At 60.9% G+C, this 16,076-nt stretch carries 10 protein-coding genes; 2 read left to right on the forward strand and 8 right to left on the reverse strand.

The genetic code is table 11. The features are described from left to right. Nucleotides 1–40 precede the first annotated feature (40 nt). Together DNK50_RS03220 and pbpC are read left to right on the forward strand one after the other, a co-directional pair. A complete protein-coding gene (locus tag DNK50_RS03220) occupies nucleotides 41–5,845 on the forward strand; it encodes an alpha-2-macroglobulin (protein WP_112196886.1) in 5,805 nt (1,934 codons plus the stop codon). Further along, the gene (gene pbpC, locus DNK50_RS03225) at nucleotides 5,826–8,123 is read left to right on the forward strand and encodes a penicillin-binding protein 1C (RefSeq protein WP_112192817.1); all 2,298 of its coding nucleotides are present in this window, start codon (nucleotides 5,826–5,828) and stop codon (nucleotides 8,121–8,123) included. Before DNK50_RS03220 ends, pbpC begins: the two co-directional genes overlap by 20 nt. Before the next feature lie 7 nt (nucleotides 8,124–8,130). Here pbpC and DNK50_RS03230 read toward each other — a convergent pair whose 3' ends face one another. The 8 genes from DNK50_RS03230 to atpG form a co-directional block, all read right to left on the reverse strand. Continuing rightward, the gene (locus tag DNK50_RS03230) at nucleotides 8,131–8,355 is read right to left on the reverse strand and encodes a hypothetical protein (protein WP_177411502.1); all 225 of its coding nucleotides are present in this window, start codon (nucleotides 8,353–8,355) and stop codon (nucleotides 8,131–8,133) included. A gap of 210 nt (nucleotides 8,356–8,565) precedes the next feature. After that, entirely contained in the window at nucleotides 8,566–8,934 is a 369-nt protein-coding gene (locus DNK50_RS03235) for a hypothetical protein (RefSeq protein WP_112192818.1), read from the reverse strand. Nucleotides 8,935–8,991: 57 nt separating this feature from the next. After that, entirely contained in the window at nucleotides 8,992–10,824 is a 1,833-nt protein-coding gene (gene glmS, locus DNK50_RS03240) for a glutamine--fructose-6-phosphate transaminase (isomerizing) (RefSeq protein ID WP_112192819.1), read from the reverse strand. Between the two features lie 10 nt (nucleotides 10,825–10,834). Continuing rightward, complete coding sequence (locus tag DNK50_RS03245) at nucleotides 10,835–11,602, reverse strand: DeoR/GlpR family DNA-binding transcription regulator (protein WP_099586130.1); 768 nt, start codon at nucleotides 11,600–11,602, stop codon at nucleotides 10,835–10,837. Nucleotides 11,603–11,828: 226 nt separating this feature from the next. Continuing rightward, entirely contained in the window at nucleotides 11,829–13,196 is a 1,368-nt protein-coding gene (gene glmU / locus DNK50_RS03250) for a bifunctional UDP-N-acetylglucosamine diphosphorylase/glucosamine-1-phosphate N-acetyltransferase GlmU (protein ID WP_112192820.1), read from the reverse strand. A 123-nt stretch (nucleotides 13,197–13,319) separates the two neighbouring features. Beyond that, a complete protein-coding gene (locus DNK50_RS03255) occupies nucleotides 13,320–13,736 on the reverse strand; it encodes a F0F1 ATP synthase subunit epsilon (RefSeq protein ID WP_032885166.1) in 417 nt (138 codons plus the stop codon). 44 nt (nucleotides 13,737–13,780) lie between these two features. Then, nucleotides 13,781–15,157: a F0F1 ATP synthase subunit beta gene (gene atpD, locus DNK50_RS03260; protein WP_003177062.1), complete on the reverse strand. Its 1,377-nt coding sequence runs from the start codon at nucleotides 15,155–15,157 to the stop codon at nucleotides 13,781–13,783. 27 nt (nucleotides 15,158–15,184) lie between these two features. Continuing rightward, on the reverse strand, nucleotides 15,185–16,045 hold the full coding sequence (atpG, locus tag DNK50_RS03265) for a F0F1 ATP synthase subunit gamma (protein WP_010565870.1): 861 nt from the start codon (nucleotides 16,043–16,045) through the stop codon (nucleotides 15,185–15,187). Between the last annotated feature and the right edge of the window lie 31 nt (nucleotides 16,046–16,076).

Here is a 16,076-nt window from a genome sequence, read left to right on the forward strand (position 1 = left end):
ACCCTGTAAGATACGCCGCACTTAGCCAGGGATGCTCATCATGTTCGATTCGCTCAAAGCCATCAGCCGTCGTGTTGTCGGCGTGTTTCTGACCGTGGTGGGGGCCGTTTTCGGCCAATGGCATCCGCCGCTGTGGCTGCGGGCTATCGGCCGTGGCGTGGCGAAACTGGGCGCTAAAGCCCGCGCTTACCCGCGCCAGACGGGTGCCGGGGTGCTCGGGCTGGTATTGCTCGCGGCGGCTGGCTTCTACGGCTGGCACTGGTATTCCAACCTGCCGCAGCCACACACCGCGAGCTACTCGTTGCACAAACCCAACCTGACTGACTACACCCAGCCCACGCCGGTTGTGGATAACTTGCAGGTGCGTTTCGCCGAATCCGTGGCGCCGCTTGCCGCCATTGGTAAGGCTGTTACCGAGGGCATTACCCTCAAGCCTGAGGTCGCGGGCACCTGGCGCTGGGCAGATGACCGCAGCCTGTTGTTCGTGCCGGAAAAAGACTGGCCCATCGACGCCCATTACACCCTCGATCTGGCCAAGAAAAACCTGCTGGCAGACGGCGTATTGCTGGATCAGTACAGCACCCAGTTCTCCACGCAACCGTTCCGCGCCACCCTGGCCGCCAACGAGTTGTACCAGGATCCATCCAACCCGACGCTGAAACAGCTGGTGGCGACCTTCCGGTTTTCCCACCCGGTGGATGAAGACAACCTACGCAAGCGTGTAACCGTGACCCTCGGCAAAGGCCTGGCCTACCGCGACGCCCAGTTGCCCAATCGCCCGGAAATCACCTTCGACGAGAAGAAGCTCAACGCCTACGTACGCTCCGCCGCCCTGGCCACCCCGCTGGAAAGCACCCCGGTCAGCGCCAAGCTCGACGAAGGCATCAAGGCCCGCGACGGCGGCAATGCCAGCGCCGCGCCATTGGTGGCCGAAGTCACCGTACCCGGCCGCTATCGCCTGACCTTTTCCGGCGCCGAAGTCCGCTTTGTGGATAACGAACGCGCCGAGCCAGAGCCGGTGCTGATGTTCAGCAGTTCCAGCGCGGTAGCCGATGACACCATCGCCGGTAAGGTCCAGGCCTGGTTGTTGCCAGAAAAAGCCCAGGACGACACGCGCCCTTACACCACTAATGAGATCGACGACGCCCTGCTCGCCCGCAGCACCAAGGTCAACCTGACCCACGTGCCCAGCGTCGAACCGCTGAACACCCTGCATGCCTTCAAGTTCAAGGCTCCGGCCGGTCGTGCGCTGTATGTGCGCGTGCCCGCCAACCTGGAAGCCATTGGCGGTTATCTGGCAAAAAATCCTACGGCGTCGCTGGTGAGCATGCCAGCGTATCCGCGCACCTTGCAGTTCCTGTCTGACGGCGCCCTGCTCAGCCTTACCGGTGAAAAACGCTTGGGCTTCATGGCCCGTGGCGTGCCCGGCGCCCACGTGGAAATCGCCCGCCTGTTGCCCAACCAGTTGCAGCACCTGGTGGACCAGAGCAGCGGCAGCTTTGCGCGACCGAACTTCGGCAATGAGTACTTCGATCGCATGGTCGAGCGTCAGTCCCTGGACATTGCGCTGTCATCCAATGACCCGGCCAAAACCGTCTACGACAACGTGGACTTGAGCCACTACCTCACCGCCAACGGCGGCCGTCGCGGCATTTTTGTGCTCAAGCTCAGCCCACAGGATGAGCCGGCCGAGCGTACCTTCGACTACGACCGCAGCAGCACCAGTGACCTGCGGTTTATCGTGGTGACCGACCTCGGCATCATCGCCAAACGCTCCAGCGATGGCAGCCATGACGTGTATGTGCAGTCCATCGGCAATGGTTCTCCGGTGGCCGACGCGCAGGTCGACATCATCGGGCGCAACGGCTTGCCGGTTAGCAGCGGCCACACCGACGGCGAAGGCCATGTGCATTTCGCCAAGCTGGATGAACTGCGCCGTGAGAAAACGCCGCTGATGTATGTAGTCAGTCGCGGTAATGACCAGTCGTTCCTGCCGATTGCCCGTCAGTCTCAGCAGCTGGATTTGTCGCGCTTCGATGTAGGCGGTTTGGAAGAAGACGGTGCGATTGATCGCCTCAGCGCCTACCTGTTTACCGACCGCGGCCTGTACCGGCCTGGCGAAACTGCTCACTTGGGCATGATCGTGCGCAGCGGCAATTGGAAAGGTGCTCTGCAAGGCCTGCCGGTGGAGCTGCAAATCACCGATCCACGGGGTCTGGAAGTGATTCGCCAGCCGCTGAAGCTGTCCGCCAGCGGGTTTGAAACCTTTGACTTCCCCAGCAGCGAAGTCGCCCCCGCCGGGGACTACACCGCGACTTTGCAGTTGATTGGCCAGAAACAGACCCGCACCGACCTGGGCAGTGTCAGCTTCAAGGTCCGCGACTTCGAGCCGGACCGCATGAAAGTCAGCCTGAGCCTGCATGACACGCCGGTACCGGGCTGGATTGCGCCGGACCAGGTGGTGGCCAAAGTCACCGCCATGCACCTGTTCGGCGCCCCGGCGTCGGGCCGTCGCGTCACGGCGAAAATGTCCCTGAGCCCGACGCTCGCGGCCTTTGACCGTTACCCCGATTACCGCTTCCGCCTCAATGACTCCCTGGAAGACGCCAGCACCGAAGACCTGGCCGAAACCACCGTCGACGATAACGGCCAGGCGGTGCTCGACCTCAACCTGCAACGTTTCGCCAACAGCACGTATCGCCTGCAAGTAATGACCCAGGTGTTTGAGGCCGAAGGTGGCCGCAACGTCGCAGCGCAAAGTGCCTTGCTGGTGTCGTCCGCGCCCTATCTGGTGGGTGTGAAAAGTCAGGACTCGCTGTCGTACGTTGCCAAGGATGCGCCACGCCAGGTGCAGTGGATGGCCGTCGCGCCAGACCTTTCGCCGCTGGCGGTGGATGGCCTGACCAGCGAAGTGGTCGAGCACCGTTATGTGTCGGTGCTGGTGAAGCAATCCAACGGTACCTACAAGTACGAGTCGCGCATCAAGAACATCAGCCAACCGGCCTCACCGCTGGTGATGACCAAGGACGGCGCCAAGCAGACCCTGAACACCGGCACACCAGGGGATTTCACCCTGCAAGTGAAGGACGCCAACGGCAACCTGCTCAACCAGATCGACTACAGCGTGGCCGGGCGCGGCAACATCTCGCGCTCCCTGGAGCGTAACGCCGAGCTGCAGCTGCGCCTGGATAAACGCAGCTACGCCACCGGTGATGAGATCGCCATCAGCATTCGCGCGCCGTACACCGGCGCGGGCTTGATCACCATCGAGCGCGATAAGGTCTACACCCAGCAGTGGTTCAAGGCTGACAGCACCAACAGCGTGCAACATATCCGCGTGCCTGCAGGGCTTGAGGGCAATGCCTACGTAAACGTGCAGTTCGTGCGGGACATCGGCTCGTCCGAGGTTTATATGAGCCCGCTGTCCTATGGCGTGGTGCCGTTCAGCATCAACCTGGATGCGCGGCGCATGGCGCTGAAGGTCGAAGGCCCGGCGAAGATCGAGCCGGGGCAGACCCTGGATATCAAGGTCAACGCCGACCGGCCGGGTCGCGCAGTGGTCTACGCGGTGGACGAAGGCATCCTGCAAGTAGCGCGCTATCAGACGCCGGATCCGCTGGGTTTCTTCTTCCAGAAACGTGCACTGGAGGTCGGCACCAGTCAGATTCTTGACCTGATCTTGCCGGAATTCAGCCGCCTGCTCAGTGGGGCAGCGCCCGGTGGCGATACGGAAGGCGCCCTGGCCAACCATCTCAACCCGTTCAAGCGTAAACATCAGCCGCCGGTGGCCTGGTGGTCCGGGCTGGTGGATTTGCCGGCCGGTGAGACCGTGCTGCATTACCAGGTACCGGACAGCTTCAACGGCAAGTTGCACCTGTTTGCCGTTGCGGTGGATACCGACAGTGTGGGCGTCAGCGAGGCGACGACCGACGTGCGCGGGCCGATCGTGATCACGCCCAACGTACCGGCCTTTGTGGCGCCAGGGGATGTGTTCACTGTCAGCACCGGGGTGTTCAGCAACCTCGACGCCGCAGCGCAGGTGAAGTTTGAGGTGCAGACCAGCGCCGGCCTCGTGGTACAGGGCGACAAGGGCAGCACGCTGTCGCTGCAACCACGCAAGGAAGGCAATGCCGAGTTCAAGATCAAGGTCGGCGACACGCTCGGGTCGGCGGACCTGCGCTTTGTTGCGGTGCTGCCGGATGGCAAGCGGATCCAAGTGGCAGAAACCACCTCGATCCGGCCCTTGAGCGAACACCGCGTGGCCCTGAGCCTGGGGCGTTTCGACAGCGCCAGCAAAGAGCTCAAGCCCACACGTGAACTGTTCAGCCAACTGCGTGATGTGCAACTGGGCGTGGCCGCCTCGCCGCTGGTATGGGCCAACGGCCTCAAGCATTACCTGGATGACTACGGCTATGCGTGCACCGAGCAGTTGGTGTCCAAGGCCATGCCGGCCTTGATCTGGGGCGGCACCGCACCCGAGGCTGAGCAAGCCTTCAACAGCGCGGTACGCATGTTGCGCCAGCGTCAGAACCAGGCCGGTGGCTTTGGTTTGTGGGCGGCCAACCCGGACGTGGCGCCGTACGCCAGCCTGTACGCAACCGACTTCCTGATCGAAGCCAAGGAGCGCGGGCTGCCGGTACCGGAAGATCTGCTGGTACGGTCGAATGCGTATCTGACAGACCTGGCCAACGGCCCGAGCGAAGGCTTGTCGGAATTGCGCAACCGCGCCTACGCCAGTTACCTGCTGAGCCGTCAGGGGATTCTGGTGAGCGGCGCGCTGAGCGACATCCGCGAGCGCTACGAAAGTTACTTCAAGGACAGCTGGCAGAACGACCTGGGCGCCGCCTATCTGGCAGCCAGCTACAAGCTGCTCAAGCAGGATCGTCAGGCCGATACGCTGTTTCGCAAAATCCTGTGGCGTTCTCTGGTGGATAAGTGGGACAGCGACGGTTTGTACTACGACCCACTCGTGCACGACGCCGAACACTTGCACCTGCTGGCGCGCCACTTCCCTGAACTGATGGATGACGTGCCCACGGCGCTGCTGGACAAGCTTGGCAAACGCCTCAATGAGCAGCGCTACAACTCACTGTCGGCAGCCTTGTTGCTGCGCGCCCTGGACAACTATGGCCAGCGTGCGCAAAGCGACATGACCCTCAAGGCCACCGCCTGGCTGGGCGACAAGCAGCAACAATTGCTGGAGATGGCCGGCCAGCCACCGCGCGCCGCCGTACCGGGCGCCACGCAGAAGCTGGTCATGGAAAAATCCGACGGCCCTGCGGCGTTCTACATGCTCAGCGAAGCCGGTTTTGATAAGGGCACCAAGCTCAAAGCCATCAGCAATGGCCTGGAAATCATCCACGAATACCTCGACCTCAAAGGCGAGCCGGTGAGCAAGGTGGCAGTGGGCGACGAGTTCCTGGTGCGCCTGCGCCTGCGCGCCACCGACCGTGATCAAGTGCAGCAAGTGGCTGTGGTTGACCTACTGCCGGGTGGCGTCGAGCCTGTGTATAACTTGCCGCCGGAGCCAGAAGCCGCGAGCAGCGAGGAAAGCGAGGGCGAGGAATCCGAGTACGTAGAAGCCAGCGAAGAAGAAGCCGACATCTGGCAAGCCCCCATCGGCGAGACCGAGTTGAGCAACTGGCAGCCGGACTACGTGGATGTGCGGGATGATCGGGTGGTGTTGTACGGCACTGCGCTACGTGATGTAGGCACTTTCGTGTACCGCGTGCGCGCCACCAATGCAGGGACGTTCAACACGCCACCGGCCTACGCCGAAGGTATGTACGAAACCACCCTGCAAGGGCGTGGCAAAGTAGGCCAGCTTGAAATTACCAAGCCTTAAACGCCTGGCGCCGCTGCTGGCCGCAGCGGCGCTACTGGCGGGATTGCGGCTGTGGCCCCATACGCCGCTGGAACAGGCCGTCACGTCCTCCAGAGTGGTATTGGCCGACGACGGCTCGCTGCTGCGCATGACCTTGGCCCAGGACGGCCAATATCGCCTGTGGCTACCGCTGGAGCGCATTTCGCCTTCATTGATTGAGGCCCTGCTGCTCAAGGAAGACCGCAATTTCTACTGGCACCCTGGGATCAATCCCCCGGCGTTGCTGCGGGCGGCCATGGCCACCTACAGCGGCGGCCAGCGCCAGGGCGGCTCGACCTTGAGCATGCAACTGGCGCGGCGCCTGTGGGACCTCAACACCCGCCAGGTGCCCGGCAAACTGCAGCAGATGGCGTTGGCGCTATGGCTGGAGGCGCGCTACAGCAAGCACGACATCCTTGAGGCGTACCTGAACCTGGCGCCCATGGGCGGCAATATTGAAGGTGCCGAAGCGGCCAGCCGCATTTACTTCGGTAAAGCGGCGGCGCAGTTATCGTTGTCCGAAGCCTTGGCGTTGGCAGTGATCCCGCAACAGCCGGGCCGGCGGGCGCGCTTCGGGCCTTCGCTGCAAAACGCCCGGCTGCGCCTGATGGCTGACTGGCGCGAGACTTATCCACAAGACCTGCGCAATGACAGTCTGCTGGACTTGCCCCTGGAAGCGCGCAATCGCCAACAGATTCCTTTTTTGGCGCCGCACGTGAGCGAACAACTGCTGGCATCCCAAGCCGGTAACGAATTGAACAGCACCCTCAATCTGCCTTTGCAGCAATTGCTGGAGCGTCTGATCAGCGGGTTTATCGCCGAACGGCGCAGCACCGGTGTGGAAAACGCCACGGCGATCCTGATCGATAGCCGCGACCAGAGCGTGAAGGCGTTGGTGGGCTCGGCGGACTACTTATCCACAAGCATCCATGGGCAGGTCAATGGCGTGCTGTCACGGCGCTCGCCGGGGTCAACGCTCAAGCCGTTTCTCTACGGGCTGGCGCTAGACCAAGGGGTGATCCACCCCATGAGCATCCTCAAGGACTTACCGAGTAACTTCGGCTACTTCCAACCGGAAAACTTCGACGGCAGTTTTGTCGGGCCACTGACGGCGCGGGATGCGTTGATCCGTAGTCGCAATATTCCGGCCGTGTGGCTGGCAAGTCAGGTCAAGTCGCCGTCTCTGTACGGTTTGCTGCAACGCGCCGGCATCAAAGGCCTGCGCGACGAAAGCCATTACGGCCTGGCCCTGGCACTGGGTGGTGGCGAGATGACCCCGGAGGAGCTGGCGCGGCTGTATGTGATGTTAGCGGGAGACGGGCATTTACGGCCGTTGCGCTACTTGCAGGAACAGCCGCAAACCACCGGCGCGCAACTGCTCACGCCCCAGGCGGCCTTTATGGTACGCGACATGCTGCGGCGCAACCCGCGTCCCGATGGTCTGCCAGGCCGCCATTGGCGCACCGCCTGGAAAACGGGCACGTCATGGGGTTTTCATGATGCGTGGAGCGCCGGTCTGGTCGGCCCGTATGTGCTGGTGGTGTGGGTGGGTAATTTCGATGGTCGGCCGAACCCGGCGTTTATTGGCGCCAAGACGGCCGCGCCGTTGTTCTTCCGCATTGCGGACGCGTTGCCCCTGGCCTTGCCCAACGTCGCGATCAAAGCCGACAAGCCGCCCGCCGGGCTGGTGCGCATTGATATCTGCGCCGCCTCCGGCGAGCTGCCCAACCGCTGGTGCCCGCAAACCCGCAAAACCTGGTACATCCCCGGCGTCTCGCCGATTCGTGTGTCCAACCTCCACCGCCCAGTGCTGATCGACACACGTACTGGCAAAGCCGCGTGCCCGCCATTCGATCCGCAGTACACGCGAGAGGAAATCTTCGAATTCTGGCCCAGCGACGTGCAACGCCTGTACCGCGCTGCCGGCCTGCCCCGCCGCACGCCGCCCAGCGTGATGAAAAACTGCCAACCCAACCGCATCACCGACCAGAGCGAAGCGCCGCAGATTCGCTCACCGCTGACCCAGGTGAGCTACCAACTGCGCCTGTCCCAACCCCAGGAAAGCATCCCGCTGAACGCCAACGCCGCCAGCGATGCGGCGACCCTGTACTGGTTCGCCGACCAGACCCTGATCGGCCAGGGCCCACCGCAAGCCACACTGAACTGGCGGCCGGGCAAGTCGGGTGAATATCGGTTGCGGGTCAGTGATGATCAGGGGCGCAGTGCGAGCCGGGGGTTGCGGGTGGAGTTTGTGCCGTGAGCCTGGTTCAGTAAAAGCGCCGGTGCAGATCCGGAAATATCATCTGGGCGAACCAGACGGGCAACCCAGGAAAAATTGAGCGTGATTTCGCCGACGGCGCTTCGACCACCCCCACATCAATCAATTTCTTGAGCTGGTCGCTCGCCACGCGGTCATGCAGACCGGAGAACACTTTGAAGTCCGCACGGGCGATCTCTCCCTGCGTAAGCAAGATATGGATTGCCTTGGCCATTTCTTGCTTGAATCGACGCAGGGAAACCGGGGGACGGCCAGACAGGCTCCAGCCAGTGGTTTCCAGACATGAATTTATGCGTCATTTCGCTCATCTTTTCCGATTTATTTTCGGATCTATTTTTCCTGTAAGTCCAATACTAGCGGGATTAATAGAGGGTTTTGTATATCTCTTTCCTCAAGATTTTTCCGATTTATTTTCTGTTTTTTGCTAACCGGCTAATCCAAGGTAGTTCGACTCCCCGCCCCCGGTAGCACCCAACAACCAACCCCACACAAAGCTCAGTCTGGTAAGCCCGGACTTATCCACAGCCACCGTGCCTCGCGACCATCCGGACAGCAGATCACCGTCCAGCGTCAGGCACTGAAACAGCAGCTCAATGGTGTCGGCACCGGTGACGCGACCGACTTGCGTCCCCATGCGGATTCGGCCGCCTTGGTAGGTGCTGGAAATGGCATCGCCGTCGACAAGGTAATGAAACACCGTGCCGGTACCGGAAAGGCCATGGGTGTTGCTGGCGACGGCAAACCGGCGATTGTGCAAAAGCTCGCCGGGTTGGGGAAAGGAAGAAGGGGTCAACGTAGCGTCCTTGCGTTGAAACCTGGAGGCCGCGGGGGCCTCCAGGTACGTGGGGTGTTACTCGACTGTCACCGATTTGGCCAGGTTGCGCGGCTGGTCAACGTCGGTGCCCTTGAGCACGGCCACGTAGTACGACAGCAGTTGCAGCGGGATGGTGTAGAGGATCGGCGACAGGGTGTCGTTGATGTGCGGCATGTTGATGACGTGGGTGCCTTCAGCGTTGGTCATGCCAGCTTTCTCGTCGGCGAATACCACCAGTTGGCCGCCACGGGCGCGTACTTCCTGCAGGTTGGATTTGAGTTTTTCCAGCAGTTCGTTGTTCGGCGCCACGGTGACTACTGGCATGTCGTCATCCACCAGGGCCAGTGGGCCGTGTTTGAGCTCGCCGGCTGGGTAGGCTTCGGCGTGGATGTACGAAATTTCCTTGAGCTTGAGGGCGCCTTCCATCGCCACCGGGTATTGCGCGCCACGGCCGAGGAACAGGGTGTGGTTCTTGTCGGCGAATAGCTCGGCGACTTTCTCTACCACGCTGTCCATGGCCAGGGCTTCGCCCAGGCGGGTCGGCAGGCGGCGCAGTTCTTCCACCAATGTGGCTTCGACGCCTTCGGCCAGGGTGCCGCGCACTTGGCCCAGGGACAGGGTCAGCAGCAACAGGCCGACCAACTGGGTGGTGAAGGCTTTGGTGGACGCCACGCCGATTTCGCGACCAGCCTGGGTCAGCAGGGTCAGGTCGGACTCACGCACTAGCGAGCTGATGCTGACGTTGCAGATCGCCAGGCTGGCGAGGAACCCCAGCTCCTTGGCGTTGCGCAGGGCGGCCAGGGTGTCAGCGGTTTCGCCGGACTGGGAGATGGTCACGAACAGGGTGTCGGGCTGCACCACCACCTTGCGGTAGCGGAATTCGCTGGCGACTTCGACCTGGCAAGGGATGCCGGCCAGTTCTTCCAACCAGTAACGGGCAACCATACCCGCGTGGTAGCTGGTGCCGCAGGCGACGATCTGCACATTGCGCACTTTGGCGAACAGCTCGGCGGCTTGTGGGCCGAATGCGTTGACCAGCACTTGGTGCTGGCTCAGTCGACCTTCCAATGTGCGTTGGACCACGGCCGGTTGCTCGTGGATTTCCTTGAGCATGAAGTGACGATATTCGCCTTTGTCGGCGGCTTCGGCACCGTCACGGTATTGCACAGCTTCGCGTTCGACGGAGTTGCCGTTCACGTCCCAGATCGCCACGCTTTCGCGGCGAATGTCGGCAATATCGCCCTCTTCCAGGTACATGAAGCGGTCAGTCACCTGGCGCAGGGCCAGTTGATCGGAAGCGAGGAAGTTTTCCCCCAGGCCCAGGCCGATCACCAGCGGGCTGCCACTGCGGGCGGCAACCACGCGGTCGGGTTGGCTGGCGCTGACCACGGCCAGGCCATAGGCGCCGTGCAGTTCCTTAACCGTGGCCTTGAGGGCGGTGGTCAGGTCGCTGTGGTCCTTGAGCTTGTGGTTGAGCAGGTGGGCGATGACTTCGGTGTCGGTGTCCGAGGTGAACACGTAGCCCAGGCTCTTGAGTTGCTCACGCAGCACTTCGTGGTTTTCGATAATGCCGTTGTGCACCACGGCCAGGTCGCCGGAGAAGTGCGGGTGGGCGTTGCGTTCGCACGGCGCACCGTGGGTGGCCCAACGGGTGTGGGCAATACCCAGGCGGCCGACCAGCGGCTCGCCGGCCAGGGCCTGTTCCAGCTCGCTGACCTTGCCTGGGCGACGCATGCGCTCAAGCTTGCCGGTGTTGCTGAAGACGGCCACACCGGCGCTGTCGTAGCCACGGTATTCCAGGCGCTTGAGGCCTTCGATCAAAATCGCGGTCACGTTACGTTCGGCGACTGCGCCTACAATTCCACACATGGTGCTTCTCCTAGATGATTGCCGCGCATATCAGCGTAATGCCGCGGGCTTGGATCTGGTCGCGGGCCTCAAGCGGCAGGCGATCATCGGTGATAAGGGTATGGACGCTGCTCCAGGGCAGTTCCAGGTTGGGAATCTTGCGGCCGATCTTGTCGGACTCGACCATCACCACCACTTCACGGGCGACCTCGGCCATCACGCGGCTCAGGCCCAGCAGTTCGTTGAAGGTGGTAGTACCGCGCTGCAGATCGATGCCGTCGGCCCCGATGAACAGTTGATCAAAGTCGTAGGAACGTAAAACCTGCTCGGCAACCTGGCCCTGGAACGAGTCCGAGTGGGGGTCCCAGGTGCCGCCGGTCATCAACAGCACTGGCTCATGTTCCAGTTCGCTCAAGGCGCTGGCCACGTGCAGGGAGTTGGTCATTACCACCAGGCCGGGCTGGTGGCCAAGTTCCGGAATCATGGCGGCAGTAGTACTGCCGCTGTCGATGATGATGCGGGCGTGTTCGCGCAGACGCATCACCGCCGCACGGGCAATGGCCCGCTTATGGGCCGAGACCGGTTGAGCGGCATCGCCGACCAGTTCCTGGGGCATGGTGATTGCGCCACCGTAGCGGCGCAGCAGCAGGCCGTTGCTTTCGAGGGCGGCCAGGTCCTTGCGGATGGTCACTTCCGAGGTTTCGAAACGTTTGGCCAGTTCGTCCACGCTGACTTCGCCCTGTTCATTGAGCAAGGCCAGGATGTTGTGGCGTCGTTGGGGTGTATTTCGTTTCGACATGGTGATGATAAGTTTCGTTTCGAAAGATAACGAAGGCAATCAAAACCTATTGGCAAGATATCGTCAAGCGTCGAGACCAAATTTTTCGAACAACACACGACAAATGTGGGAGGGGGCTTGCCCCCGATAGCAGTGTGTCAGTCGGTACATAAGCTGACTGATGCGCCGCCATCGGGGGCAAGCCCCCTCCCACATTGGAGCTAAGTTACCTGGGGATGTGGATAACTCAGGTCTTTTTGATTTTGACCGGGCGTTTCCAGCCGTCGATATTGCGTTGGCGGGCGCGTGCTACGGCCAATTGGGACTTATCCACATCCTGGTTGATGGTTGAGCCCGCGGCAGTGTTCGAACCATCGCCGATTGTCACGGGTGCAATCAGCGAATTATTCGAGCCGATGAATACGTCCTCACCAATCGTCGTCTGGTACTTGTTGGCGCCATCGTAGTTGCAGGTGATCGCGCCGGCGCCAATGTTGCTGCGAGCACCGATCACCGCATCACCCAGGTAGGCCAGGTGGCCGGCCTTTGCGTCGTCGCCCATTTGCGCGTTTTTCAGTTCGACGAAATTGCCGACATGCGCCCTGGCGCCCATCACCGTACCCGGACGCAACCGTGCAAACGGGCCGGCGTCGCTGCCCTCGCCCATCACGGCACCGTCGATATGACTATTGGCCTTGACCACCACGCCTTTACGCAAGGTGCTGTCCTTGATCACACAGTTCGGGCCAATCACCACGTCGTCTTCGATGATCACGCGACCTTCCAGGATCACGTTGATGTCGATCAGCACATCTCGGCCCACAGTCACTTCACCGCGCACGTCAAAGCGAGCCGGATCACGCAGGGTCACGCCGAGCGCCATCAGGCGACGGCCTTCGCGCAATTGATAGTGACGCTCAAGCTCTGCAAGCTGCTTGCGGTCGTTGGCGCCCTGCACTTCCATCGGGTCGTGGGGCTGTTCGGTGGCGACCAGCAGGCCATCACTCACGGCCATCTCGATGACGTCGGTGAGGTAGTACTCGCCCTGGGCGTTGTTGTTGGACAGGCGGCTCATCCAGTCAGCAAGCTTGTTGGCAGGGACGGCGAGAATCCCGGTATTGCCTTCGGTGATGGCGCGTTGGGCTTCGCTGGCGTCCTTGTGTTCAACGATGGCGGCGACCTTGCCGTCAGCATTGCGCACGATGCGCCCGTAGCCGGTGGGGTCGTCCAGTTCAACGGTGAGCAGGCCCATCTGGCCAGGCATTACGTGCTTGAGCAGGCGTTGCAGGGTTTCCACTTCGATCAGCGGCACGTCGCCATAGAGGATCAGTACCGTATCGGCGGTGATGAACGGTACGGCTTGCGCGGTGGCGTGGCCGGTGCCCAGTTGCTTGTCCTGCAATACGAAATTCAGGTCGTCCGCGGCCAGGCGCTCACGCACGGCATCGGCACCGTGGCCGATCACCACGTGGATGCGTTGCGGGTCCAACTGCCGGGCGCTGTGGATAACATGGCCAAGCATGGAGTTGCCGGCCACCGGGTGCAGCACCTTGGGCAGGGCTGAACGCATGCGGGTGCCCTGGCCTGCGGCGAGAATGACGATTTCAAGAGACATGAATGGCTACCAATCCTGGGCGGTCCGGGTTCAGACCAGAGAAGTGTTTTGCTAAAAAAGAAAAAGGGTAGCCGAGGCTACCCTTTTTAATCAATCGCGCTTGAAGCATTGCGGCTAGGCCGCTTACTTCTTGCGGATCTGCTGGAGCGTGCGCAGCTGGGCTGCAGCCTCGGCCAGACGTACAGCAGCAGCGCTGTAGTCGAAGTCCGCACCCTTTTCGTTCAGGGCCTTCTCGGCAGCCTTGACGGCTTCCTGAGCGGAGGCTTCATCCAGGTCGCCAGCACGTTGCACAGTGTCGGCAAGTACCTTGACCATGTTCGGCTGAACCTCAAGGAAACCACCGGAGATGTAAAACACCTCACGTTCCCCGCCTTGCTTGGTCAGAGTGATCGGACCTGGCTTCAAGCTGGTGATCAACGGCGCGTGGCCCATGGCAATACCCAGGTCACCGAGTTCGCCGTGTGCAATCACCATTTCTACCAGACCGGAGAAAATTTCCCCTTCCGCGCTGACGATATCGCAATGGACTGTCATAGCCATCTGATTGCCTCAACCTGATGAGCGCCCGTTTCCGGGCGCCTGGATTACAGTTTCTTGGCTTTCTCGATCGCTTCTTCGATGCCGCCGACCATGTAGAACGCTTGTTCTGGCAAGTGGTCGTAGTCACCGTTGAGGATGCCTTTGAAGCCAGCAATGGTGTCTTTCAGGGAAACGTATTTACCCGAAGCACCGGTGAAGACTTCAGCCACGAAGAACGGCTGCGACAAGAAGCGCTGGATCTTACGAGCACGGTTTACCAACTGCTTGTCGGCTTCCGACAGCTCGTCCATACCCAGGATCGCAATGATGTCCTTCAGTTCTTTGTAACGCTGCAGCACGTACTGAACGCCGCGAGCGGTGTCGTAGTGCTCCTGGCCGATCACGTTCGGGTCCAGCTGGCGCGAAGTCGAGTCCAGTGGGTCGACCGCTGGGTAGATACCCAGGGAAGCGATGTCACGGGACAGAACGACGGTGGCGTCCAAGTGGGCGAAGGTGGTCGCTGGCGACGGGTCGGTCAAGTCATCCGCAGGTACGTATACCGCTTGGATCGAAGTGATCGAACCTTCCTTGGTCGAAGTGATACGTTCTTGCAGAACGCCCATCTCTTCAGCCAGGGTCGGCTGGTAACCTACTGCAGAAGGCATACGGCCCAGCAGTGCGGATACTTCAGTACCGGCCAAGGTGTAACGGTAGATGTTGTCGACGAACAGCAGAACGTCGTTACCTTCGTCACGGAACTTCTCGGCCATGGTCAGGCCAGTCAGTGCTACGCGCAGACGGTTACCCGGCGGCTCGTTCATCTGACCGTAAACCAGTGCCACTTTGTCCAGAACGTTGGAGTCCTTCATCTCGTGGTAGAAGTCGTTACCCTCACGGGTACGCTCACCCACACCGGCGAACACGGAATAACCGCTGTGCTCGATGGCGATGTTACGGATCAGTTCCATCATGTTTACGGTCTTGCCTACACCGGCACCACCGAACAGACCGACTTTACCGCCTTTGGCGAACGGGCAAACCAGGTCGATAACCTTGATGCCGGTTTCCAGCAGGTCGTTGCCGCCAGCTTGTTCCGCGAACGAAGGTGCTGGACGGTGAATGCCCCAACGCTCTTCGGTGTCGATCGGACCCGCTTCGTCAATCGGGTTGCCCAGTACGTCCATGATCCGGCCCAGGGTCGCTTTACCGACCGGTACGGAAATGGCAGCGCCAGAGTCGATAACGTCCAGACCGCGCTTCAAGCCTTCGGTGGAACCCATCGCAATGGTACGAACTACGCCGTCGCCCAGCTGCTGCTGAACTTCCAGAGTAGTTTCCGCGCCTTGTACTTTCAGCGCGTTGTAGATGCTCGGTACGCTGTCGCGTGGAAATTCCACGTCGATAACGGCGCCGATGATTTGAACGATACGTCCGCTACTCATAGCTGGATCCTCTGAATATTTGAACCGTTAAACCGCGGCAGCGCCGCCGACGATTTCCGAGATCTCTTGGGTGATCGCAGCCTGACGCGCCTTGTTGTAGATCAGCTGCAAATCGCTGATCAGATCACCGGCGTTATCGGTAGCGTTTTTCATCGCGATCATCCGCGCCGCTTGTTCAGCTGCGTTGTTCTCGACCACCGCCTGGTACACCTGCGACTCCACGTAGCGCACCATCAAGCCGTCAAGCAGCTCTTTGGCGTCTGGTTCGTAGAGGTAGTCCCAGTGGTGCTTGAGTTCCTGATCCGGAGTCGCCACCAGTGGAATCAATTGCTCCACGGTTGGCTGCTGGGTCATGGTGTTGATGAACTTGTTGGATACCACGGACAGGCGGTCAATCCGGCCTTCCAGGTACGCATCCAGCATCACCTTCACACTGCCGATCAAATCATTGATCGACGGCTCTTCACCCAGGTGGCTGATAGCTGCAACGACGTTACCGCCGAAGTTGCGGAAAAAGGCCGCACCCTTGCTACCAACGACACACAGATCGATCTCGACGCCGTTTTCGCGGTTTACCGCCATGTCCTTGACCAGGGCCTTGAACAGGTTGGTATTCAAACCACCGCACAAACCACGGTCACTGCTCACTACCACATAACCCACACGCTTAACTTCGCGGTCGATCATGAACGGGTGGCGGTATTCCGGGTTGGCGTTGGCCAGATGCCCAATTACCTGGCGGATACGCTCCGCATAAGGACGGCTAGCAGCCATGCGCATTTGTGCCTTGCGCATTTTGCTGACCGCCACTTTTTCCATGGCGCTGGTAATTTTTTGCGTGCTTTTGATGCTCGCAATCTTACTGCGAATCTCTTTTGCGCCTGCCATGTAACACCTATCAGGTTAGCAAGCGGGAGCC

The sequence above is a fragment of the Pseudomonas sp. LG1E9 genome, from assembly GCF_003290225.1.
In the GTDB taxonomy this organism is placed as follows: Bacteria; Pseudomonadota; Gammaproteobacteria; order Pseudomonadales; family Pseudomonadaceae; genus Aquipseudomonas; species Aquipseudomonas cyclaminis.

Excerpts from the sequence above, each read along its gene's own strand:
- glmS (WP_112192819.1), bottom strand. The coding sequence starts at position 10,824 with ATGTGTGGAATTGTAGGCGCAGTCGCCGAACGTAACGTGACCGCGATT.
- DNK50_RS03230 (WP_177411502.1), bottom strand. The coding sequence starts at position 8,355 with ATGGCCAAGGCAATCCATATCTTGCTTACGCAGGGAGAGATCGCCCGT.
- glmU (WP_112192820.1), bottom strand. The coding sequence starts at position 13,196 with ATGTCTCTTGAAATCGTCATTCTCGCCGCAGGCCAGGGCACCCGCATG.
- DNK50_RS03255 (WP_032885166.1), bottom strand. The coding sequence starts at position 13,736 with ATGGCTATGACAGTCCATTGCGATATCGTCAGCGCGGAAGGGGAAATT.
- DNK50_RS03220 (WP_112196886.1), top strand. The coding sequence starts at position 41 with ATGTTCGATTCGCTCAAAGCCATCAGCCGTCGTGTTGTCGGCGTGTTT.
- DNK50_RS03245 (WP_099586130.1), bottom strand. The coding sequence starts at position 11,602 with ATGTCGAAACGAAATACACCCCAACGACGCCACAACATCCTGGCCTTG.
- atpG (WP_010565870.1), bottom strand. The coding sequence starts at position 16,045 with ATGGCAGGCGCAAAAGAGATTCGCAGTAAGATTGCGAGCATCAAAAGC.
- atpD (WP_003177062.1), bottom strand. The coding sequence starts at position 15,157 with ATGAGTAGCGGACGTATCGTTCAAATCATCGGCGCCGTTATCGACGTG.